This window comes from Kitasatospora sp. NBC_01300 (assembly GCF_041435235.1).
Taxonomy (GTDB): domain Bacteria; phylum Actinomycetota; class Actinomycetes; order Streptomycetales; family Streptomycetaceae; genus Kitasatospora.
The window spans coordinates 5,491,190-5,513,229 of sequence record NZ_CP108408.1; the positions used below are offsets into that span (position 1 = coordinate 5,491,190).

General features: G+C 70.5%; 23 protein-coding genes. 15 read left to right on the forward strand and 8 right to left on the reverse strand.

From position 1 onward, the window contains the following. Window positions 1–62: 62 nt before the first annotated feature. Window positions 63–2,162, reverse strand: a complete 2,100-nt coding sequence (gene tkt, locus OG556_RS24360; RefSeq protein WP_371519271.1) for a transketolase — start codon at window positions 2,160–2,162, stop codon at window positions 63–65. A gap of 464 nt (window positions 2,163–2,626) precedes the next feature. Between tkt and OG556_RS24365 the strand changes: the two genes are divergently transcribed. Beyond that, on the forward strand, window positions 2,627–3,574 hold the full coding sequence (locus OG556_RS24365; protein WP_371519273.1) for a heme o synthase: 948 nt from the start codon (window positions 2,627–2,629) through the stop codon (window positions 3,572–3,574). Here OG556_RS24365 and OG556_RS24370 read toward each other — a convergent pair. Next, complete coding sequence (locus OG556_RS24370) at window positions 3,519–4,271, reverse strand: DUF2461 domain-containing protein (RefSeq protein ID WP_371519275.1); 753 nt, start codon at window positions 4,269–4,271, stop codon at window positions 3,519–3,521. The two genes, OG556_RS24365 and OG556_RS24370, sit on opposite strands and share 56 nt — an antisense overlap. A 72-nt stretch (window positions 4,272–4,343) precedes the next feature. Here OG556_RS24370 and OG556_RS24375 point away from each other — a divergent pair, with 72 nt between their 5' ends. Further along, on the forward strand, window positions 4,344–4,682 hold the full coding sequence (locus OG556_RS24375; RefSeq protein ID WP_350880471.1) for a hypothetical protein: 339 nt from the start codon (window positions 4,344–4,346) through the stop codon (window positions 4,680–4,682). A gap of 66 nt (window positions 4,683–4,748) precedes the next feature. Here the strand turns inward: OG556_RS24375 and OG556_RS24380 are convergent, their stop codons facing one another. Then, window positions 4,749–4,922 (reverse strand): hypothetical protein, encoded by a 174-nt coding sequence (locus OG556_RS24380; protein WP_371519277.1) that lies wholly within the window; start codon window positions 4,920–4,922, stop codon window positions 4,749–4,751. Window positions 4,923–5,126: 204 nt separating this feature from the next. On the opposite strand from OG556_RS24380, the gene OG556_RS24385 reads away from it, so the two are divergent. The 3 genes from OG556_RS24385 to OG556_RS24395 all read left to right on the forward strand — a co-directional run bounded on the left by OG556_RS24385 (window position 5,127) and on the right by OG556_RS24395 (window position 6,676). Next, window positions 5,127–5,678: a GNAT family N-acetyltransferase gene (locus OG556_RS24385; protein ID WP_371519279.1), complete on the forward strand. Its 552-nt coding sequence runs from the start codon at window positions 5,127–5,129 to the stop codon at window positions 5,676–5,678. After that, entirely contained in the window at window positions 5,675–6,097 is a 423-nt protein-coding gene (locus OG556_RS24390) for an NUDIX hydrolase (RefSeq protein ID WP_371519281.1), read from the forward strand. The genes OG556_RS24385 and OG556_RS24390 overlap by 4 nt, the downstream gene beginning before the upstream one ends. 111 nt (window positions 6,098–6,208) lie before the next feature. After that, window positions 6,209–6,676, forward strand: a complete 468-nt coding sequence (locus OG556_RS24395; RefSeq protein ID WP_371519283.1) for an NUDIX domain-containing protein — start codon at window positions 6,209–6,211, stop codon at window positions 6,674–6,676. Window positions 6,677–6,752: 76 nt separating this feature from the next. Here the strand turns inward: OG556_RS24395 and OG556_RS24400 are convergent, their stop codons facing one another. Both OG556_RS24400 and OG556_RS24405 read right to left on the reverse strand, forming a co-directional pair. Further along, window positions 6,753–7,886 carry an IS30 family transposase gene (locus OG556_RS24400; protein WP_371522649.1) on the reverse strand — a complete coding sequence of 378 codons (1,134 nt, stop codon included), beginning with the start codon at window positions 7,884–7,886 and terminating at the stop codon, window positions 6,753–6,755. Window positions 7,887–8,040: 154 nt separating this feature from the next. Beyond that, complete coding sequence (locus tag OG556_RS24405; RefSeq protein ID WP_371519285.1) at window positions 8,041–9,018, reverse strand: heme A synthase; 978 nt, start codon at window positions 9,016–9,018, stop codon at window positions 8,041–8,043. A gap of 216 nt (window positions 9,019–9,234) precedes the next feature. Between OG556_RS24405 and OG556_RS24410 the strand changes: the two genes are divergently transcribed. Together OG556_RS24410 and OG556_RS24415 are read left to right on the forward strand one after the other, a co-directional pair. Then, the gene (locus OG556_RS24410) at window positions 9,235–10,587 is read left to right on the forward strand and encodes a choice-of-anchor A family protein (protein WP_371519287.1); all 1,353 of its coding nucleotides are present in this window, start codon (window positions 9,235–9,237) and stop codon (window positions 10,585–10,587) included. A 301-nt stretch (window positions 10,588–10,888) separates the two neighbouring features. Beyond that, window positions 10,889–11,605, forward strand: a complete 717-nt coding sequence (locus OG556_RS24415; protein WP_371519289.1) for an LAETG motif-containing sortase-dependent surface protein — start codon at window positions 10,889–10,891, stop codon at window positions 11,603–11,605. 89 nt (window positions 11,606–11,694) lie between these two features. On the opposite strand, the gene OG556_RS24420 is transcribed toward OG556_RS24415, so the two are convergent. Both OG556_RS24420 and OG556_RS24425 read right to left on the reverse strand, forming a co-directional pair. After that, the gene (locus OG556_RS24420; RefSeq protein WP_371522860.1) at window positions 11,695–12,414 is read right to left on the reverse strand and encodes an ABC transporter permease; all 720 of its coding nucleotides are present in this window, start codon (window positions 12,412–12,414) and stop codon (window positions 11,695–11,697) included. A gap of 50 nt (window positions 12,415–12,464) precedes the next feature. Beyond that, the gene (locus tag OG556_RS24425) at window positions 12,465–13,391 is read right to left on the reverse strand and encodes an ABC transporter ATP-binding protein (protein WP_371519291.1); all 927 of its coding nucleotides are present in this window, start codon (window positions 13,389–13,391) and stop codon (window positions 12,465–12,467) included. 164 nt (window positions 13,392–13,555) lie between these two features. Here OG556_RS24425 and OG556_RS24430 point away from each other — a divergent pair, with 164 nt between their 5' ends. The 8 genes from OG556_RS24430 to OG556_RS24465 all read left to right on the forward strand — a co-directional run bounded on the left by OG556_RS24430 (window position 13,556) and on the right by OG556_RS24465 (window position 20,341). Continuing rightward, window positions 13,556–14,398 (forward strand): MarR family transcriptional regulator, encoded by an 843-nt coding sequence (locus OG556_RS24430; protein WP_350880459.1) that lies wholly within the window; start codon window positions 13,556–13,558, stop codon window positions 14,396–14,398. 9 nt (window positions 14,399–14,407) lie between these two features. Beyond that, a complete protein-coding gene (sufB, locus tag OG556_RS24435; protein ID WP_063349524.1) occupies window positions 14,408–15,823 on the forward strand; it encodes a Fe-S cluster assembly protein SufB in 1,416 nt (471 codons plus the stop codon). A 64-nt stretch (window positions 15,824–15,887) separates the two neighbouring features. Then, the gene (gene sufD, locus OG556_RS24440; RefSeq protein WP_371519294.1) at window positions 15,888–17,120 is read left to right on the forward strand and encodes a Fe-S cluster assembly protein SufD; all 1,233 of its coding nucleotides are present in this window, start codon (window positions 15,888–15,890) and stop codon (window positions 17,118–17,120) included. A 5-nt stretch (window positions 17,121–17,125) separates the two neighbouring features. Beyond that, window positions 17,126–17,443 carry a bifunctional 3-phenylpropionate/cinnamic acid dioxygenase ferredoxin subunit gene (locus OG556_RS24445; RefSeq protein ID WP_063349526.1) on the forward strand — a complete coding sequence of 106 codons (318 nt, stop codon included), beginning with the start codon at window positions 17,126–17,128 and terminating at the stop codon, window positions 17,441–17,443. Between the two features lie 6 nt (window positions 17,444–17,449). After that, window positions 17,450–18,214 carry a Fe-S cluster assembly ATPase SufC gene (gene sufC, locus OG556_RS24450; RefSeq protein ID WP_063349527.1) on the forward strand — a complete coding sequence of 255 codons (765 nt, stop codon included), beginning with the start codon at window positions 17,450–17,452 and terminating at the stop codon, window positions 18,212–18,214. Further along, window positions 18,211–19,470: a cysteine desulfurase gene (locus OG556_RS24455; protein ID WP_371519296.1), complete on the forward strand. Its 1,260-nt coding sequence runs from the start codon at window positions 18,211–18,213 to the stop codon at window positions 19,468–19,470. Before sufC ends, OG556_RS24455 begins: the two co-directional genes overlap by 4 nt. 16 nt (window positions 19,471–19,486) lie before the next feature. Then, entirely contained in the window at window positions 19,487–19,939 is a 453-nt protein-coding gene (gene sufU, locus OG556_RS24460) for a Fe-S cluster assembly sulfur transfer protein SufU (protein ID WP_063349529.1), read from the forward strand. Window positions 19,940–19,960: 21 nt separating this feature from the next. Then, window positions 19,961–20,341 (forward strand): metal-sulfur cluster assembly factor, encoded by a 381-nt coding sequence (locus OG556_RS24465; protein WP_279634938.1) that lies wholly within the window; start codon window positions 19,961–19,963, stop codon window positions 20,339–20,341. Window positions 20,342–20,732: 391 nt separating this feature from the next. Here OG556_RS24465 and OG556_RS24470 read toward each other — a convergent pair whose 3' ends face one another. Next, a complete protein-coding gene (locus OG556_RS24470) occupies window positions 20,733–21,938 on the reverse strand; it encodes a helix-turn-helix domain-containing protein (protein ID WP_371519299.1) in 1,206 nt (401 codons plus the stop codon). Window positions 21,939–22,040: the final 102 nt, after the last annotated feature.

Sequence of the window (22,040 nt, forward strand, 5' to 3'; positions counted from 1 at the left end):
TTCGTGGGGTAGTCAGAGGGGCCGTGCGCCCGCGTGCGGGCGGGCGCACGGCCCAGGGGGCGTCAGCGGTTGACGGCCTCGAGGGAACGGAGGGCGTTGTGGGCCTCGGCCACCACGCGCTCGGCGGTCAGGCCGAACTCCTCGAAGAGCACCTTGTAGTCGGCGGAGGCGCCGAAGTGCTCCAGCGAGACGATCCGGCCGTGGTCGCCGACCAGCTCGCGCCAGCCCTGGCCGATGCCGGCCTCGACCGACACCCGGGCCTTGACCGACGGCGGCAGCACGCTGTCACGGTAGGCCTGGTCCTGCTCCTGGAACCACTCGAAGGACGGCACCGAGACCACCCGGGTGGCGATGCCCTCGGCCTCCAGCACCTCGCGGGCCTGGACGGCCAGCTGGACCTCGGAGCCGGTGCCCAGCAGGATCACCTGCGGGTCGCCGCTGGAGGCCTCGGCCAGGATGTAGCCGCCCTTCGCGGTGCCCTCGGCGGAGCCGAAGACCTCGCGGTCGAAGGTCGGGACGTTCTGGCGGGTGAGCGCCAGGCCGACCGGGCCGGGGTGGGTGGTCTGGCGCTCGATGACGGTGCGCCAGGCGACGGCCGTCTCGTTGGCGTCGGCCGGGCGGACCATGGCCAGGCCCGGGATGGCGCGCAGCGAGGCCATGTGCTCGACCGGCTGGTGGGTCGGGCCGTCCTCGCCGAGGCCGATCGAGTCGTGCGTCCAGACGTAGGTGACCGGCAGCTTCATCAGCGCGGCCAGGCGCACGGCCGGGCGCATGTAGTCGGCGAAGACCAGGAAGGTGCCGCCGTACACGCGGGTCTTGCCGTGCAGGGCGATGCCGTTCATGGTCGAGCCCATGGCGTGCTCGCGGATGCCGAAGTGGATCGTCCGGCCGTACGGGCTGGCGCTCTTCAGCGGGTTGCCCTCGGGGAGGAACGAGCTGTCCTCGTCGATGGTGGTGAGGTTGGACTCGGCGAGGTCGGCCGAGCCGCCCCACAGCTCCGGGATGACCGCGCCGATCGCCTTGAGGGTCTCGCCGGAGGCCTTGCGGGTGGCGACGTCCTTGCCGGCCGGGAAGACCGGGACGGTCTTCTTCCAGCCCTCGGGCAGCTCGCCGGCCTGGATGCGGTCGAACTCGGCGGCGCGCTGCGGGTCGGCGGCGCGCCAGGCCTCCAGGGACTGGTTCCACTCGGCGTGGGCGGCCTTGCCGCGCTTGATGACCTCGCGGGCGTGCTCGATCACCTTGTCGGAGACCTCGAAGGTCTTCTCCGGGTCGAAGCCCAGGACCTTCTTGGTGGCGGCGATCTCGGCGGCGCCGAGCGCGGAGCCGTGCGCCTTGGCGGTGTTCTGGGCGTCCGGGGCCGGCCAGGCGATGATCGTGCGCATCGCGATGATCGACGGACGGGTGGTCTCGGCCTTGGCCGCGGCCAGCGCGTCGGCCAGGACGGCCACGTCGATGTCGCCGTTGTCCTTCGGGGCGACCCGCTGGACGTGCCAGCCGTACGCCTCGTAGCGCTTGAGGACGTCCTCGGAGAAGGCGGTCTCGGTGTCGCCCTCGATCGAGATGTGGTTGTCGTCGTACAGGGCGACCAGGTTGCCCAGCTTCTGGTGACCGGCCAGCGAGGAGGCCTCGGCGGAGATGCCCTCCTCCAGGTCGCCGTCGGAGACGATGGCCCAGATGGTGTGGTCGAAGGGGGACTCGCCGGCGGCGGCGTCCGGGTCGAACAGGCCGCGCTCGTAGCGGGCGGCCATCGCCATGCCCACCGCATTGGCGATGCCCTGGCCGAGCGGGCCGGTGGTGGTCTCCACGCCCGCGGTGTGGCCGTGCTCCGGGTGGCCCGGAGTGCGGCTGCCCGCGACGCGGAAGGCCTTGAGGTCGTCCAGCTCCAGGCCGTAGCCCGACAGGTACAGCTGGGTGTAGAGGGTCAGGCTCGTGTGCCCGGGGGACAGCACGAACCGGTCGCGGCCGACCCACGACGGGTCGGTCGGGTCGTGGCGCAGGAAACGCTGGAAGATCAGGTACGCCGCGGGGGCCAGCGACATGGCCGTCCCGGGGTGTCCGTTGCCGACCTTCTGGACGGCGTCCATGGCCAGGACCCGCGCTGTGTCAACCGTGCGCTCGTCCAGTTCGGACCACTCGAATGCGTTCGTCGGCGTCGTGCTCACCCTGTCTCAGGGCTCCTTCCGTTGTGAAGAGTGACCCCGTGAAAGGGGACCGGGTCGGCCACGGCGCTGTGGTCTCGACGCTGGGTGGTGCCGGTCACGGAGGGTAGATCCCGCTTCTGCGTGCGAGCCTACCGTCCGGCCCGGGGCTCACCCTCCGTGCTGGGACAACCAGGAAATCCGGATGGTGATTCCCACCAGGGCGGTCTGCCTGATTTTGTCCCAGGCTCTCCTGTTTTACGGCACCCTGCCGCTCCGGTGGTCAGGACGGGTTGCGGCGGCGCGCCGGAACGGCTTCGTGGCTTCACCCGGTCGGTTCACCCGGGGGTGTGCCAATCGGCCTCGCCGGGGGACCCCGGAGCCGGATGGGATATATGGAGCGTCTAAGGTGGCGTGGTACGCGCAGAGCGGACGATTTGGGACCCTTCGTTCCTGTGGACGCCTGCGAGGATTCATCTTCAGTTGGGGTGTTAGTGACCGCCGTCGAAACCCGTCCCGCCGGGGTCACCGGGGCGACTCCTGCGCACCGGCCCATCGGGGCCCGTGTCGGCGCCTTCGTCGCACTGACCAAGCCACGGATCATCGAACTGTTGCTGATGAGCACGGTGCCGGTGATGTTCCTCGCCCAGCAGGGCGTTCCGAACATGCTGCTGGTGCTGAAGGTCGTGGTCGGCGGCTACCTCTCGGCGGGCGGCGCCAACGCCCTCAACATGTACATCGACCGCGACATCGACGCGGTGATGTCCCGCACCGAGCGCCGGCCGATCGTCACCGGGATGGTGTCGCCGCGCGAGGCGCTGGTGTTCGGCATCGCCCTCGCGGTCGTCTCGACGCTGCTGCTGGGCTTCGGAGTCAACTGGCTCTCCTCCGGACTGGCGCTCGGCGCGCTGCTGTTCTACGTGTTCGTCTACACGTTGGGGCTCAAGCGGCGCACTTCGCAGAACATCGTCTGGGGCGGCATCGCCGGCTGCATGCCGGTGCTGATCGGCTGGTCCTCCGTCACCAACTCGGTGTCCTGGGCGGCGGTCGCGCTGTTCCTGGTGGTGTTCTTCTGGACGCCGCCGCACACCTGGGTGCTCTCGATGAAGGTGCGCGAGGACTACGAGCGGGCCGGCGTGCCGATGCTGCCGGTGGTCAAGGGCAACGTCGCCGTCGGCAAGCAGGTCGTCGCCTACTCCTGGGTGATGGTGGCGACCTCGCTGGCGGTGTGGCCGCTGGGGCACATGAGCTGGCTGTACCCCGTCACCGCGGTGCTGCTCGGCGGCTTCTGGCTGCGCGAGGCGCACGCGCTGTACGGCCGGGCCAAGGCCGGCGTGGTGGGCGCGAAGCTGAAGGAGATGCGGCTGTTCCACTGGTCGATCACCTACCTGTCGCTCCTGTTCGTGGTGTGCGCGATCGACCCGTTCGTGAAGTAGGCCCCGTCAGACGTCGAAGAGCCCCGGTCCGGTGGACCGGGGCTCTTCGCGTTCTCACCGGGCCGGCAGCTCGGACGGGCCGACGTGGTCGTCCAGCCAGTCCCGGAGCGGCTGGGAGGCGCGCAGGAAGGCGGCGATCCGGGTCCGGGCGCCGCGGGTGCCGAGCCACTTCGCGGGCGCCCACTCCTGCCAGGCGACCAGGCCCTTGTGGCGCAGCAGACTCGATCCTCGGGTGGTCCTTGGGGAAGCCGCGCGGAGCGGTCCTGAGAGAGCTCCGGCCGTGCACCCGGGGGCCGTCCTGCTCCACCGCGGCGATCACCCGCTCCAGTTCGGCGCCGCTGACGTCCTCGGCGACGGCGGCGCGGTAGCGGTCCAGCTGGTCGGGGGCGAGCTGGTACATCCCGTTGCCGCAGGCCAGGCCGTCGGCGGAGAGCTGGACGTAGCCGCCGCTCTCCAGATGGGCGCCGATGTGCGTCTTGTACGGGGACTTGTCGGCGCTGAACCGGACGTCGCGGTTGGGACGGAAGATCTTCCCGGGTCCGAACTCCGGCTCCAGCTCGGCGAGCAGCAGCTCCATCGGGGCCCGTACGGCGTCGTCGTACTGCTCCTTGTGGGCCTGCCAGAAGGTCTTGGAATTGTCGGCTTCGAGGTGCTCGTAGAAGTCGAGCGCCTCGGCCGGCCAGCCGGAGAAGGTCACGCCTCCAGTATGTGGCCCGGTGCACAGGGCGCTCCCGTCGCCAGCTCGACTACCGGTGGGTAGCATGCGGGCATGAGCAGCGCAGAGACCGCCACCGCCACCGCGCCGGACGCCCGTACCGAGCGCCGCGCCAAGCGCATCGCCAAGCACCTCAGCAGCTTCGCCCGCCAGCACGGGGGCGGCGCCGACGCGGTCGTCGAGTACGTCGGCGCCGTGGCCACCCGGATCGTCGTGGTCGGCGCGGACGGCGCCTGGGGCGACCAGGTGGCCCCGAGCTACGCCGTCGGCCGCCGCGCCGCCGAACTGGCCGGGCTGACCCTGCACGACGACTTCGAGGGCGAGCTGGCCCTCAAGGTGAAGACCGGCCCGTACGAGTGGAAGCGCATGGCCGGCATCCAGCTCGGCGGCTGATCACTTCGGCGCCCACGGCTACGGCCCGGCCCCCCCTTCGAGGGGGGCCGGGCCGTAGCCGTGGGCTCAACGGGGTAGCTCCCGGACGGGTCGGGCTCCCGGACGGGTCGGGCACCCGGACGGGTCGGGCGGATCGGCCGATGCCTCGCCGTCGTTGACCTGGGTGACGACGGGGGCGTCGGTGTAGGCCGCCTCGAACCAGCGCTGGTGGTCGGTCGGGAGGTGGCAGGGCTCGTACATGAAGGCCAGCAATGTTGAGGAGGCTTGCGCAGAGGCGGTAGCCAGTGCGAGTGCGGCGAAGGGAATGACCTCGGCCAGGTTGGCGGACCGGTTGCGTTCGGTGGCGTCGTCGGCGGCCCGAGTCGATACGGCGATGGCACGGGACTGCGTTGAGGAACTTCGATCGCTCGGGGTTTCGGCCCGGAAACAGAGGACGGTGTGACGGTGGCGGTTCGGCTGTTGGACGGCGAGCAGGCGGTCGAGTTGGAGGGCCGGTTGAAGGAGGTGTTCTCGGAGGCGTTCGCGGAAGCCCCCTATGGCGAGGGGCCGACCGACGTGGAGCGGGCGTTTCGCCGGTTCCGCTCGCAGGCGCGTCGGCGGGGGTTCCGGGCGGCCATCGCCTTCGACGGCGACACCGTTGTCGGGATGGCGTACGGCTACCCGTTGTCGGCGAACACCGGATGGTGGGACACCCTGATCGATCCCGTGCCCGAGGACCTCAGGCATGAGGACGGAAAGCGCACGTTCGGTCTCTTCGAGTTGGCGGTTCGGCCCCGGTGGCGGCGCCAGGGCGTCGCCACCCGCATGCATCGCGCCCTCATCGAGGGAATCGACAACGCCCGGGTGATGCTGAACAGCCGGCCGGAGGCGACTGCGGCCCAGGCGTCCTACCGAGCGTGGGGCTACACGCGCGTCGGGTCGGCGATCCCGTGGGACGGCGCGGCTCGGCACGACGTGATGGTCCTCGATCTGATCCACCCGGTGGTGCGAGCGTGACGCCACTCCACTCGGTGTCCGTCGCGGGGGTGGTGGTGCGGGAGGACGGCCGGGTGCTGGCGATTCGGCGGGCCGACAACGGGGCTTGGGAGCCGCCGGGTGGGGTGCTGGAGGTGGCGGAGTCCGTTGAAGACGGCGTGCGTCGCGAGGTCTACGAGGAGACCGGTATCAAGGTCCGCGTGGAGCGGCTGACCGGCGTCTACAAGAACATGAACCGAGGGATCGTCGCTCTCGTCTTTCGGTGCAGCCCGGAGAATCAGATTGCGCGGCTCTCGGACGAGTCGATCGAGGTTGCCTGGCTTGCTCCGGCCGAGGTCTCAGCCCGGATGGCCGAGGTCTATGCAGTGCGTGTCCTGGACGCGCTTCGGGGCGACGCCGCACCGAGTGTCAGGACTCATGACGGTCGACATCTGCTGTGACAGGGTAGAGGCCCCGGCGTGATGGCAGGGGTCAGGCCCTCGGACATGGGGCCTTCTGCCGCCACCGCAAGAGGAATGCAAGAACGGATCAGGCAGCGGAGGTGGTGGATCGTGGCCAGGCGTGACTACGAGAATGACCCCGACGCGCCCGAGGCGAACTCGCTGGTCCCGGCCGCGTCCGTGGTCGTGGTCGACGATGCGGGCCGTGTCCTGCTCCAGCGGCGCACCGACAACGGGATGTGGGCGCTGCCCGGCGGCATGATGGACATCGGGGAGTCGCTCGCCGGGTGTGGCATCCGCGAGACCCGTGAGGAGACCGGTATCGACATCGAGATCACCGGCATCGTCGGCACCTACACCGACCCCGGCCACGTCTTCGCCTACGACGACGGCGAGGTCCGCCAGGAGTTCTCCATCTGCCTCCTCGGGCGCCCGTTCGGTGGGGAGTTGCGGGTGTCCGACGAATCCCACGAGGTGGCGTGGTTCGCCCCGGTCGAGACGGACGGGCTGCCGATGGTGTCGAACATCCGCAAGCGGCTGGCCGACTGGCGCTCCGGGGAGTTCCCCATGGTGCGCTAGCCACCTTTGATCGTGACGACGAAGGCCCCCATCCGGCGGCGGTTTCCAGGGGTCGTTGCAACACGTGGTGAGTTGATCAAGCCGCGATTAGTTTATGCAGGCGCTCGGCTGGGGTTTCCCAGCCGAGCGTTTTGCGTGGGCGGCCGTTGAGTTCGGCGGCGACGAAGGCCAGATGTTCGGGAGCGTGGACGGACAGGTCTGTGCCCTTGGGGAAGTACTGCCGCAGCAGGCCGTTGGTGTTCTCGTTCGAGCCGCGCTGCCAGGGACTGGCGGGGTCGCAGAAGTAGACCGGGACGTCGGTGGCGATGGTGAAGCTCTTGTGGGCGGCCATCTCGGAGCCCTGGTCCCACGTGAGCGAGCGCACCAGGTGGGCGGGCAGGGTCTGGACGGTTTCCACGAGGGTGTCGCGGACCTGGTCGGCGGTGCGGCCGTTCGGCAGGTGTAGGAGCATGACGTAGCGGGTGGCGCGTTCGACCAGGGTTCCTATGGCGGACTTGCCGTCCTTGCCGAGGATCAGGTCGCCTTCCCAGTGGCCGGGGACGGCCCGGTCCTCGGCTTCGGCCGGCCGCTCGCTGATCATGACCATGGGGTCGGTGAAGCGGGGCTGGCGGCAGTTGGCCTGCCGCTGGGGTCTGCGGCGGGCCCGGCCACTGCGCAGGGCACCGGCCAGTTCGCGGCGCAGTTCGCCGCGGCCCTGGACGTAGAGGGCCTGGTAGACGGTTTCGTGGACCACGTGCATCTCCGGCCGCTCGGGAAACTGTGCCCGTAGAGCGTGACAGATCTGCTCCGGGCTCCATTTCCTGTCGAGGTGGTGCTGGATGAAGTCCCGCAGCCCGGGTATCCGGCCGATCTTGCGGGGTTTGGGACGTGGCCGGCGGGCGTCGGCCCGGGCCTGGGCCGCGTGTGGGCGGTAGGCGCCGCTCTCGGGGTGCCGGTTGCGCTTGATCTCGCGGCTGACCGTGGAGGGGCTGCGGCCCAGCTCGGCGGCGATCGTACGGACCGCCGCCCGCTCTCGAAGCCTGTCGGCGATGTGGATGCGCTCGTCCTCGCACAGGTAACGGGAGGGACCGGAAGGCGGCACCACCGCGTGAATCGGTGGTGCCGCCTTCTGCCGTCGGTCGGCGCTGCGGCCGTTGCGCCACCTACGGCCTGTCCGGGGGGTGATCCCGACGATCCTGCACGCCTCGGTGTTGCTGTAGCCCTGCTGCATGAGCCGGGAGTATGCCGCTCGCTCCCGGCTCAGCTTCACGGGCCCCTGAGCCGTCCGGTCCTTGCGGATCTCGAAGTCCAATGCATCCCCTGAACTGGGGTGTTGCAACGACTCCTAGAACCCAAGGGCTCGGATGGGGGCCTTCGGTGCTTGTTCAGACTGCGGCGGCCTGGGGGGTCTGGGTGGGGAGCTGGTCGGCCATGTCCTGGGCCTCGTGTGCGCGGGTGCGCAGGGCGAGGGGGATGCGGAGGGCGGCGATCCAGGTGAGGGTGGCGCCGAGCATGTGGAGGCCGACCATCAGCTCGGGGGCGTCCGTGAAGTACTGGATGAAGCCGAGGACGCCCTGGAGGAGCAGGACCGCCAGCAGTTCCCTGGTGCGGGCCTTCGCCGCCGGCGGGGCCTTCACGGCCGCGAGGACGAAGATCATCGCGATGGTCAGGCCGACCGAGACGAACGCGAGGTCGGCGTGGAACTGGGCCAGCCTGTCGTAGTCGATCGGGATCCGGGGGACGATCTTGTTGTCCTTCGGCGTGCCCGGGTGGTGGCCGGCGCCGGTGACCAGGGTGCCGGCTGCGACCAGCAGGCCGATGACCAGGACCAGCACGTAGGAGAGCTGGTGGATCGGGCGGGCCACGCTGAGCTTCGGGGCCCCGTCGCCCTCCTTCGACCGCTCCCACATCAGCAGGGCGACCCAGACCAGCGCCATCGCGGCGATCATGTGCAGCGCGACGGTGTAGGGGTTCAGGCCGGTCAGCACGGTGATGCCGCCGAGTACGGCGTTGCTCATCACCAGCCAGAACTGCGCCCAGCCGAGCTTGGTCATGCTGCGCCGCCAGGGGCGGTGGCAGCGGGCGGCCAGGATGGCCCAGCCGACGGCGGCGCTCAGCACGTAGGTGAGCATCCGGTTGGTGAACTCGACGACGCCGTGGAAGCCCATCTCGGCGGTCGGGGTCAGGCTGTCGGCGGTGCAGCGGGGCCACGTCGTACAGCCGAGGCCGGAGGCGGTGAGGCGGACGGCACCGCCGGTGACGACGATCACCACGCTCATCACCAGCGCGGCGAACGCGGCGCGCCGGACCATCACGGCGGACGGCTGCCAGCGGTCGGCGAGCAGGGAGAAGGGATTAGGCACGGGGTCAATCGTAGGCGGCCTTACAGCCGATCTTGGGGCGGGGCGCGGGTGCCGCGCGGGCGACGGCCGCACCGGGCCGGACGGGGTGCAAACCGGACTCTTCGGTCAAGGCGGTCATTGGTCTTGACCAATCACCTGTGCGGCCGAAAGAGTGCGGATTGGTCCATACCTTTTTCGGACCTCTCCCACTCCTCCCGCACAAGCGGAGACCTGCACATGCGCATACCCACGTCCGCCGCCGCGCTCGCAGTCGGCGGCTCGCTCGCACTGGCCGGCCTGATCGCCCCCGCCGCCGCCCACGCCGCCGACCCCGGCCAGGAGTGCCGAAGCCTCGGGGTCGCCAACCTCTACGGCGAGTTCATCGAGGGCGACGACACCCACACCCCCGACGCCGAGGGCGCCGTCGCCGTCGGCGGCAACGCCGACTTCACCGGCGGCTTCTCGGTCGGCCAGGAGCTGACCCCCGCCGAGGTCGACGCCCTGCCCGGCAAGAACGCGCTGGTGGTCGCCGGCCGCATCACCGGCCACAACACCCAGGTGATGAAGGGCAACGGCGTCTACGGCTCCAAGGCCGACGGCGCCGTCGTCCAGGCCCACCAGGGCGCCACCGCCCAGGGCGCCTCCCCGATCGACTTCAAGGCCGAGTTCGCCAAGCTGCGCGCCGCCTCCACCGCGCTGGCCGCCGCGCCGCAGACCGCCGGCGCCACCGTCCAGGCCAAGGGCGCCGAGCTGACCTTCACCGGTGGCGACGCGAAGTACAACAGCTTCACCGTCGACGCCGCGAAGCTCCAGGGCGCCAAGGACGTCTTCCTCAAGGTGCCGGCCGGCTCGGTGACCGTCATCACCGTGACCGGCGGCTCGTACGACATGGCGGCCGCCGGGACCACCGGCTTCCACCTGTGGGACGAGGCCAAGGCGTCCTTCGTCCTGGACGACAAGCTGCAGAGCGCGGCCGGCGGGGCGATCCGCGCCAAGCTGCTGTGGAACTTCCCCACCGCGACCAAGGTGGTCAAGAACAGCAAGGCCGCCTGGGCAGGCACCGTGCTGGCGCCCAACGCCGCCTTCGACCTCGGTAGCGGCGGCCCGGTCAACGGTTCGGTCATCGCCGCCTCGCTGACCGGCAAGGGCGGGGCGGAGACGCACCACTACCCGTTCGCCGGCTGCCTGCCCGGCGTCGTCGTCCCGACGCCGTCCACCACGCCCACCGTGCCGCCGGTGGTGCCGAGCGGGACGCCGTCGGCCTCCACCACGCCCGGGACGCCCGGGACTCCCGGCACCTCGGCCACCCCCGGGACCTCGGCGAGCCCCTCGGCCACGCCCTCGGCCCCGGTGAGCGGCAAGCCGAGCGCGGGTGCCTCGGCCAGCCCGTCGGCCACCGCCTCGGCGGGCGTGCCGGCCGCCTCGGCCTCGGCCTCGGCGAGCCCGTCCGCCCAGGCGAACGCGGGCGGCAACCTCGCGCACACCGGCTCCGGGCCCGTCGTGCCGCTGGCGATCGCCGGCGCGGTGGTGCTCGCGGCCGGTGGCGCGATCGTGGTCGTCACCCGGCGCCGGGCGGCGAAGAAGGCCTGATCATTTCGCCGCTCGACCGGTGCTGCGCCCTCGGTGATTGAACCTGATCGCCGAGGGCGCACGTATTTCAGTCAGGTGACGAAGTTCATTCAAGTTTGCCGAATCCGCGTTCCGCGAGGTGGCAGCTGTGATGGGCTGGTCATACACATCAGACGACGGACCAACAGACGAAATTCGGTCGTACGGCGGGGTGTGGAGAGGTGCGGGAGTGCCGGTAGAGTCCCCCGGACAGTCGTAGCGGGCCACCGCGAAACCTTCAACACGCCTGCTGCGCAAGACCGTTCTGAGGGGAACAGCGTAAATGGCGCGACAGCAGCGGCACATGCGGATCGGCGCGGCGGCACTCGCCGGGACGGCAGCGGCCGGAATTCTCCTGCCTCTGGCGCTGGCAACCAACGCCTCGGCGCACGTGCCGAGTTGGTCGGTGACCTGCGACAAGATCGTGATCGATCTGATCAACTACAGCCCGAAGCCCGACGTGAAGAACACCGTCAGCCTCACCATCGACGGCGAGAAGGTCCTGGACGCCAAGGCCTTCCCCGCGGAGTTCCACGGCACCTTCCCGGTGAAGGACCACTCGGCCCCCGTCAAGGCGCACCTCGTCGTGAACACGACGGAGACGCCCAACGAAAAGGGCTGGAACATCGACGAGACCAAGACGATCGAGCCGTGCCACACGCCGACTCCGACTCCGACGCCGACTCCCACGCCCACCAAGACCCCGACCCCGACTCCCACCCCGACCCCGTCGCAGACCACGACTCCGACGCCGACTCCCACTCCCACTCCCACGCCCACCAAGACCCCGACCCCGTCGGCCTCGCCCACCGCGAGCAAGACCGCGACCGCGACGCCGACCCCGACCCCGGTCCCGACGCCCACCACCAGTGGCCCGGCGCTCGCCCAGACCGGTAGCAACGACGCCACCCCGATGATCGCGGCGGCCGGCGGCGGCGTGCTGCTGGTCGGCGGCGCGCTCGTCCTGCTGGCCCGCAAGCGTCGCGGCAGCCAGAGCTGACGTTGCGTCGGTGACGTGAGACCGCCCCCCGGCCGAAGCGGCCGGGGGGCGGTCTCAGTAGCGGTGTGGTTCCCGTGCGGGGCCGGGGGCTACTCCCAGCGGAAGAAGCGGGCCGCGGCGGCCAGGCCGAGGACGGCCCAGCCGGCCAGGATGCCGAGGTCGGACCAGGGCACCCCGGCGCCGTGCTGGAGGACCGACCGCAGGCCGTCCGAGAGCGCGGAGATCGGCAGCAGCTCCAGCACCGACTGCACGGCCGAGGGGAACCTGCTCAGCGGCACGATCACCCCGCCGGCCAGCAGCAGCAGGATGAACACCAGGTTGGCGGCGGCCAGCGTGGCCTCCGCCTTGAGCGTGCCGGCCATCAGCAGGCCCAGGCCGGAGAAGGCCGCGGTGCCGAGCACCAGCAGCGCGACGACCGACAGGGGGTTGCCCTGCGGGGACCAGCCGAGCGCCAGCGCGATCGCCGACAGCAGCGCGACCTGCAGCGCCTCGGTCACCAGGACGCAGCCGGTCTTGGCGGTCAGCAGCGCCCAGCGCGGCAGCGGGCTGGCGCCGAGCCGCTTCAGCACGCCGTAGCGGCGCTCGAAGCCGGTGGCGATGGCCTGCCCGGTGAAGGCGGTGGACATCACGGCCAGCGCGAGCAGGCCGGGGGCCAGGAAGTCGACCCGCTTGCCGGGCCCGTCCACCGCGACGATGTCCACGGCCGAGAACAGCACCAGCAGCACGGTCGGGATGACCACGGTGAGCAGCAGCTGTTCGCCGTTGCGCAGCAGCATCCTGGTCTCGAAGGCGGTCTGGGCGAGCAGCATCCGGCCGACCGGGGCCGCGCCGGGCTTGGGGGAGTAGTCGGTGGTCGTACTCACGAGCGCAGGTCCCGTCCGGTCAGGTCGAGGAAGACGTCTTCGAGGCTGCGGCGCTGGACGGACAGCCGTTCGGGCAGGACGCCGGAGGCCGCGCACCAGCCGGTGACGGTGGCCACCAGCTGCGGGTCGACGGGCGCCTCGACGCGGTAGCTGCCGGGGGCGGTCTCGGTGGCGGTGGCGCCCTCGGGCAGTTCCTTGAGCAGCGGGCCGAGGTCGAGCCCGGGCGGGCCGTCGAAGCGCAGGGCGTTCTCGGCGCCGCCGCGGCACAGCTCCTCGGGGCTTCCGGTGGCGATCACCCGGCCGCGGTCGATGACGGCGACCTGGTCGGCGAGCTGTTCGGCCTCGTCCATGTGGTGGGTGGTGACGACCACGGTGACGCCGTCCCGGCGCAGGTCGCGGACCAGCTCCCAGGTGGCGCGCCGGGCCTGCGGGTCGAGTCCGGCGGTGGGCTCGTCCAGGAAGACCAGCTCGGGGCGGCCGACGACGGCCATGGCCAGGGCGAGCCGCTGCTGCTGGCCGCCGGACAGGCGCCGGTAGGCGGTGCGGCCGCAGGAGCCGAGGCCGAGCCGTTCGACCAGCGCGTCGACGTCCAGCGGGTGGGCGTGCAGCGCGGCGGTGTGACGCAGCATCTCGACGGCGCGCGCGCCCGCGTACACGCCGCCCGACTGGAGCATGACGCCGATCCGGGGGCGCAGCGCGGCGCTCTGGGCGACCGGGTCGAGGCCGAGGACGCGGACGGTGCCGGCGTCGGGGCGGCGGTAGCCCTCGCAGGTCTCGATGGTGGTGGTCTTGCCGGCGCCGTTGGGGCCGAGGACGGCGGTGATCGCGCCGCGTGCGATGGTGAGGTCGAGGCCGTCCACCGCGGGCTTGTCGCCGTAGCGCTTGACCAGCCCGGCGATCTTCACCGCGGGTTCGGAGTGCATACCGGCGAGTGTAAGAGGCCCCGACGCCGGGCCCGGACGGCGCCCTCGATGATCGTTTTCGCAGGTCAGGTAAGGCTTACCTGCGTGACAGATGACACGAGTGAGGCCTGCATCACGGCTTGTCCTGTCGGAAGTAATTACGCAACACTGGTGTTGTGAAAAACATGCGCGAGCACGCCACGCCCCAGGAGGCCGAGTCGGCCCCCGGGTGCGACGTGCCCGTGACGGCGGCCGAGGTGCTGCTGGAGGGCCACCGCGCCACCCGGGACCGGGTCGCCCGGTCGATCCTCGACCACGGCCCCTCCTCCGCCGCCGACCTGGCGACCCGGCTCGGCCTCACCGCCGCAGCCGTCCGCCGCCACCTGGACGGGCTGGCCGCCGCCGGCCTGGTCGAGTCCCGCGAGCAGCGGGTCTACGGCAGCCGTGGCCGGGGCCGCCCGGCCAAGGTCTTCGCCCTCACCGACGGCGGCCGGGACGCCTTCTACCAGGCGTACGACCAGCTCGCCGCCGACGCGCTGCGTTGGATCTCCGACTCGGTCGGCGGCGGCAAGGCGGGCGAGGAGGCGGTCGCCGCCTTCGCCCGGGCCCGGTTCGGCAAGCAGGGCGAGCGCTACCTGGAGCTCCTGCGGCTGGCCGAGGCGGGGGAGCGCACCGAGGCGCTCGCCCAGGCGCTGAGCGCGGACGGGTACGCTGCCACGGTGCGGCGGGTCCCGCCGGCCGTGGCGAAGGCCCCGGCAGGCGCCCAGCTCTGCCAGCACCACTGCCCGGTCGCGCACATCGCCGAGCAGTTCCCGCAGCTCTGCGAGGCGGAGACCGAGGTCTTCTCCCAGCTGCTGGGCACCCATGTGCAACGGCTGGCCACCATCGCCCACGGCGACGGGGTCTGCACCACCTATGTGCCGGCACCCGGTGCCGCATCGTCGCCTGCCCGGCGTTCCGCGGGCCGCGGCTCCGATGCAGTGCCGACTGCCGGTACGTCCACCGAAGATTCAGCGTCCGCGCGTTAGGAAGCTCGCATGACTGACACCGTTTCGCACCCCGAGCTCGAGGGCCTGGGCACCTACGAGTACGGCTGGGCCGACCCGGACACCGCTGGTGCCGCGGCCAAGCGCGGGCTCAGCGAGGAGGTCGTCCGCGACATCTCCGCGAAGAAGAACGAGTCCGAGTGGATGCTGAACCTGCGTCTCAAGGGCCTGAAGCTGTTCGGCAAGAAGCCCATGCCGACCTGGGGCTCCGACCTCTCCGGCATCGACTTCGACAACATCAAGTACTTCGTCCGCTCCACCGAGAAGCAGGCCGAGTCCTGGGAGGACCTGCCCGCGGACATCAAGGCCACCTACGACCGGCTGGGCATCCCGGAGGCCGAGAAGCAGCGCCTGGTCGCCGGTGTCGCCGCCCAGTACGAGTCCGAGGTCGTCTACCACCAGATCCGCGAGGACCTGGAGGAGCAGGGCGTCCTCTTCCTGGACACCGACACCGCGCTGCGCGAGCACCCGGAGATCTTCAAGGAGTACTTCGGCACCGTCATCCCGGCCGGCGACAACAAGTTCGCCGCGCTGAACACGGCGGTGTGGTCCGGCGGCTCGTTCATCTACGTGCCCAAGGGCGTCCACGTCGACATCCCGCTCCAGGCCTACTTCCGGATCAACACCGAGAACATGGGCCAGTTCGAGCGGACGCTGATCATCGTCGACGAGGACGCGTACGTCCACTACGTCGAGGGCTGCACCGCGCCGATCTACTCCTCGGACTCGCTGCACTCCGCGGTCGTGGAGATCATCGTCAAGAAGGGCGGCCGCTGCCGCTACACGACCATCCAGAACTGGTCGAACAACGTCTACAACCTGGTCACCAAGCGCGCCGTGGCGTACGAGGGCGCGACCATGGAGTGGGTCGACGGCAACATCGGCTCCAAGGTCACCATGAAGTACCCGGCCGTCTACCTGATGGGCGAGCACGCCAAGGGCGAGACCCTGTCGATCGCCTTCGCGGGCGAGGGCCAGCACCAGGACGCCGGCGCCAAGATGGTGCACATGGCGCCGAACACCTCCTCCAACATCGTCTCCAAGTCGGTGGCGCGCGGCGGCGGCCGGACCTCCTACCGCGGTCTGATCGAGATCGGCGAGGGCTCCAAGGGCGCCAAGTCCAACGTGCTGTGCGACGCGCTGCTGGTGGACACCATCTCCCGCTCGGACACCTACCCGTACGTGGATGTCCGCGAGGACGACGTGTCCATGGGCCACGAGGCGACGGTCTCCAAGGTCAGCGAGGACCAGCTGTTCTACCTGATGAGCCGGGGCATGACCGAGTTCGAGGCGATGGCGATGATCGTCCGCGGCTTCGTCGAGCCGATCGCGCGCGAGCTGCCGATGGAGTACGCGCTGGAGCTCAACCGGCTGATCGAGCTGCAGATGGAGGGTGCGGTCGGCTGACGTCCAGCCGCTGACCGCCCACCGACTTTTCGAGCTTTTCGAGGAAGAGAGCACTACGACAGCCATGGCTGACGTCAACACCACCACCGGCTCCACCACCGCCGGGTCGATCGAGGTCGGCACCGCCGGCGCCGGCGCCCAGCTCGCCGGCCCCGGCACCGGCCGCGCCACCGTCCAGCAGCCGATCGACGCCCGGGTCGCCGTCAAGCCCTCGTTCGAGGTCGGCGACTTCCCGGTGCCCACCGGCCGCGAGGAGGACTGGCGGTTCACCCCGATGCACCGCCTGGGCGGCCTGCACGACGGCACCGCCGCCGAGGCGGCCAAGGGCGAGGACAAGGTCGAGCTGAGCCTGCCGGACGGCGTCACCGCCGAGACCGTCGGCCGCGACGACGCCCGCCTGGGCAAGGCCGGCAAGCCCGTCGACCGGGTCGCCGCGCAGGCGTTCAGCGCCTTCGAGCAGGCGCTCGTGGTCACCGTCCCCCAGGACGCGGTGCTCACCGGGCCGGTCAAGATCGACGTGCACGGCGAGGGCGGCACCCGCTTCGCCCACGTGGTGGTCGACGTCAAGCCGTTCGCCGAGGCCGTCGTGGTGATCAACCACACCGGGACCGGCACCCGGGCCGCCAACGTCGAGCTGCTCGTCGGCGACGGCGCCAAGCTCACCTTCGTCTCCGTCCAGGACTGGGACCGCAACGCCGTCCACGTCGCCCAGCAGACCGCGCTGGTCGGCCGGGACGCCTCGCTGAAGTCCGTGGTCGTCACCTTCGGCGGCGACGTCGTCCGGATCCACCCGCGGGTCAACTACGCCGCGCCCGGCGGCGAGGCCGAGCTGTTCGGCCTCTACTTCGCCGACGCCGGCCAGCACCTGGAGCACCGTCTGGTCATCGACCACGACACCCCGCACTGCCGCTCCAACGTGGTCTACAAGGGCGCGCTGCAGGGCCAGGACGCCCACGCCGTCTGGGTCGGCGACGTGCTGATCCGCGCCGCCGCCGAGGGCACCGACACCTACGAGCTCAACCGCAACCTGGTGCTCACCGACGGCGCCCGGGTCGACTCGATCCCCAACCTGGAGATCGAGACCGGCGAGATCGTCGGCGCCGGCCACGCCTCCGCGACCGGCCGCTTCGACGACGAGCAGCTGTTCTACCTGCGCTCCCGCGGCATCCCGGCCGACGAGGCCCGCCGCCTGGTCGTCCGCGGCTTCTTCGCCGAACTCGTCCAGCAGATCGGCGTCGCCGAGATCCAGGACCAGCTGATGGAGAAGATCGAGGCCGAGCTGGAAGCGGCGGTCTGATCCAGATGACCTTCCTCCGTGCCTGCGCGCTGAGCGACCTCCAGGAGGACGTGCCCAAGCGCGTGGACCTCAACGGCGTGCCGGTCTCCGTCGTCCGCACCGACGAGGGGGTGTTCGCGATCAACGACACCTGCTCGCACGCGAACGTCTCGCTCTCCGAGGGCGAGGTCGAGGACTGCATGATCGAGTGCTGGCTGCACGGCTCCAGCTTCGACCTGCGCACCGGCAAGCCCTCCGGCCTGCCCGCCACCAAGCCGGTCGCTGTCTACCCCGTAAAGATCGAAGGGGACGATGTGCTCGTCTCCGTCAACCAGGAGTCCTGAGTACCCATGGCAACGCTTGAAATCCGCGACCTGCACGTCTCCGTCGAGGCCGAGAACGGCCCGCGCGAGATCCTCAAGGGCGTCGACCTGACCGTGAAGCAGGGCGAGACCCACGCGATCATGGGTCCGAACGGCTCCGGCAAGTCCACCCTGGCCTACTCGCTCGCCGGCCACCCCAAGTACACCGTCACCGGCGGCTCGGTGCTGCTGGACGGCGAGGACGTCCTGGAGATGTCCGTCGACGAGCGCGCCAAGGCCGGCGTCTTCCTGGCCATGCAGTACCCGGTCGAGGTCCCGGGCGTCTCGGTGAGCAACTTCCTGCGCACCGCCGCCACCGCCGTCCGCGGCGAGGCCCCCAAGCTGCGTCTGTGGGTGAAGGAGGTCAAGGAGGCGATGGCCGCCCTCCAGATGGACCCGGCCTTCGCCGAGCGCAACGTCAACGAGGGCTTCTCCGGCGGCGAGAAGAAGCGCCACGAGATCCTCCAGCTGGAGCTCCTCAAGCCGAAGATCGCGATCCTCGACGAGACCGACTCCGGCCTGGACGTCGACGCGCTGCGGATCGTCTCCGAGGGCATCAACCGGGTCCGCTCGACCGGCGAGGTCGGCACCCTGCTGGTGACCCACTACACCCGCATCCTGCGGTACATCAAGCCCGACTACGTCCACGTCTTCGCGGGCGGCCGCATCGTCGAGTCCGGCGGTGCCGAGCTGGCCGACAAGCTGGAGAACGAGGGCTACGAGGCATATGTGAAGGGGGGCGCGTCCGCGTGACGCATCCGTTCACGGGTCTGCTCGACACCGACGCGATCCGCAAGGACTTCCCCATCCTGCAGCGCGTGCTGCACGACGACAAGCCGCTCGTCTACCTGGACAACGCGGCCACCTCGCAGAAGCCGCGTCAGGTGCTGGAAGCCCTCACCGCCTACTACGAGCGGCACAACGCCAACGTCCACCGCGGCGTGCACGTGCTCGCCGAAGAGGCCACGGCGCTCTACGAGGGCGCGCGGGACAAGGTCGCGGCCTTCGTCAACGCGCCGAGCCGCAACGAGGTGATCTTCACCAAGAACGCCTCCGAGTCGCTCAACCTCGTTGCCAACATGCTCGGTTGGGCCGACGAGCCGTACCGGGTGGACGCCGACTCCGAGATCGTCATCACGGAGATGGAGCACCACTCCAACATCGTTCCGTGGCAGCTGCTGTCGCAGCGCACCGGCGCGAAGCTGAAGTGGTTCGGGCTCACCGACGAGGGCCGGCTCGACCTCTCCGACATCGACGAGCTGATCACCGAGAAGACCAAGGTGGTCTCCTTCACCCTGGTCTCCAACCTGCTCGGCACCGTCAACCCGGTCGAGACGATCGTGCGCAAGGCCCAGTCGGTCGGCGCGCTGGTCGTCATCGACGCCTCGCAGGCCGCCCCGCACATGGTGCTGGACGTCCAGGCGCTGGAGGCCGACTTCGTCGCCTTCACCGGCCACAAGATGCTCGCCCCGACCGGCATCGGCGTGCTCTGGGGCCGCCAGGAGCTGCTGGAGGACCTCCCGCCGTTCCTCGGCGGCGGCGAGATGATCGAGACCGTCACCATGGGCTCGTCCACCTACGCCCCGGCGCCGCACAAGTTCGAGGCCGGCACCCCGCCGATCGCCCAGGCGGTCGGGCTCGGCGCGGCCATCGACTACCTGTCGGACATCGGCATGGAGAAGATCGCCGCGCACGAGCACGCGATCACCGCGTACGCGGTCGAGCGCCTGCTGGAGGTCCCGGACCTGCGGATCATCGGCCCGCGCACGGCCGTCGACCGCGGCGCCGCGATCTCCTTCACCCTCGGCGACATCCACCCGCACGACGTGGGCCAGGTGCTGGACGAGCAGGGCATCGCCGTGCGCGTCGGCCACCACTGCGCGCGGCCGGTCTGCCTGCGGTACGGAATTCCGGCGACCACGCGGGCGTCGTTCTACCTGTACTCGACGCCGGGCGAGGTCGACGCACTGATCGACGGCCTGCACCACGTCCGGAACTTCTTCGGCTGACGGGACAGGGCAGGACATGAAGCTCGACTCGATGTACCAGGACATCATCCTGGACCACTACCGCAACCCCCACGGCAAGGGGCTGCGGGACGGCGACGCCGAGGTGCACCACGTCAACCCGACCTGCGGTGACGAGATCACCCTGCGGGTGCGGCTCGACGGCTCGACGGTCGCCGACGTCTCGTACGAGTCCCAGGGCTGCTCGATCAGCCAGGCCAGCGCCTCGGTGCTGAACGACCTGGTCGTGGGCAAGACCGTCGGCGAGGCGCAGACCGTCCAGGAGGCCTTCCTGGAGCTGATGCAGAGCAAGGGCCAGGGCGAGGGCGACGAGGAGGTGCTGGAGGACGCGGTCGCGTTCGCCGGCGTCTCCAAGTACCCCGCCCGGGTCAAGTGCGCCCTGCTCAGCTGGATGGCCTGGAAGGACGCCACCGCCCAGGCGCTCGCCCAGCACCCCGCCGTGAACGACTGACCCGCAGAGGAGGACAGAACAATGAGTGACGAAACCCCCTCCGCTGCGGAGGAGCAGCCGAACGGCGTCGTCATCGTCGGCACCACCGCCGGCACCGTGTCCGTGGAGGACCTGACCGAGGCCCTGATGGACGTCGTCGACCCCGAACTGGGCATCGACGTCGTCAACCTGGGCCTGATCTACGGCATCCACATCGACGAGTCCGACGTGGCCACCATCGACATGACGCTCACCTCGGCGGCCTGCCCGCTGACCGACGTCATCGAGGACCAGGCCAAGACCGCCACCGACGGCCTGGTCCAGGACCTGCGCATCAACTGGGTCTGGATGCCGCCGTGGGGCCCCGACAAGATCACCGACGACGGCCGCGACCAGCTCCGCGCCCTGGGCTTCAACGTCTGACGGACGACCCTTCCGTCAACCCGCTGCCGCGCGACTCCTTCCTTCCGGGGGATTCGTGCGGCAGCGGTGTATCTGCGCCTCAGCGGGCGCTGGCCTCGCTGCGGCGGGAGGCGGGGAAGGGCGTTCCGGCCGCGAGGAGGGCGCCGCACCGTGTCGCGGCCGTCGTCGGTGAGCTTGGCGCGGACCAGCCGGCGGGCAGCGAGGGCCGATGCCGTGGTGTAAGGCAGCCGGAGGGTGGCGGGGATCGGCAGAACGGGGGCGAGCGCGGGGCGCTGGTGATGGAACGTCAGCATGCGTTCAATGTCGCCGAGTTGCTGCCGCCGGTGAACGGATGGCGTGTATCACTTCCCGAAGTAGTACCGGCGTCGAGTGATACGCCTCGCATCACTCCTCAGTTGATGATCACGGATGTTCCGAGGATCGATGAGAGCTTGCGCAGCTTGGCCGTGGTCGCGCTGCCCGCGCTCGCCTTCTGTGCGATCACCCCGGGCAGCCCCTGATGGCGAGCCCAACCAGGGGCGGCCGAGCACACCTCGAGCAGGGTGTCCAGGGCGGTGTCGGACTGCCGGGTCTCGGCCTGTGCGAGCGCCACGTCCAGCATCATCCGGTTGCGCGCCGACGGGGTGAGCGAGCTCATGTCGGCGATCGACTCGAACAGACTGAGCGCCCTCCCGGGCCGACTGGTCGAGACGGAGATGCCGATCGCCTGTGCGGCGACCGTCGCGGGCCCGAACGCCGTGCCGTTCACCATGACGTCCCGGCCCATCCGGGCCGCGACCGCACGCCCCTGTGACAGCAGGTCGTCGGCTCCGTCCACGTCTCCTCGGCGGGCGGCGACGACGGCCGCGAAGGTCACGTGCCATCCGTAGGTGGCGAGCATGCCAAGATCTCGATCCCCGTACCTGGGCTCGATGGACTCGTACGACGCGCGGGCGGTCTCCTCCGCCTGGTCGAGCCGGGCATCCCGCAGGTAGATCCATGACCGGCCGGACGCGACCATGGCCGAGCGGACGGTGTCCCCGGCACGGTCGGCCTGGTGCTGTGCGTGCCCGATCCCGGCGTACGCGAGATCTCGGGCGCCGAACTGGTTCGCCACGTAGGCGGCGAGCCGGTAGGCGTCCGCGAGGATGCCCGCCGCCGTACTCCCCAGGTCGACCGGTGCGGCCTTCAGCGCGGCGGCGGCTTCGCGCAGGACTGGGGCGACGCGCACTCCGGCGCCCATGAAGTCGCCGGAGCGATAGGCCTTCCACGCGGCGGTGAGCCCTGCCGTGAGTTCGGCCGGGGACGGGGGCTGCACGTCGACGCCGACCCCGGCGGCGGTGTCGTGAACGGCACGGGACAACTCGCGCATCATCGCCCGGTCGGCGCCGTGCATCGCGCGGCGGGGGGCCTGTTGGCCGAGGACCACCGAGACGTCGGCGTGCAGCGCGGCCGAGATGCGCAGTAGCGTCTGGAGGCTGCCACCGAGGTTGCGTTCCGCCTTGCGGATCGTCGCCACCGACAGGCCCGATGCCTCCGCAAGCTGTTCCTGCGTCATGTCCGGACCGCGCAGAAGCTTGATGCGCTCGCCAGTGGTGTAGTCGGTCCACTGCGTCATCCTGGTCCCCTTCCGGGTACACGGCCGTACTCGGAAGGTACCCGCTCCCATGGGCGGGTGGACAAGCTTCGGTTCCGCCAGGCCTTCGTCAACCCGCTGCCG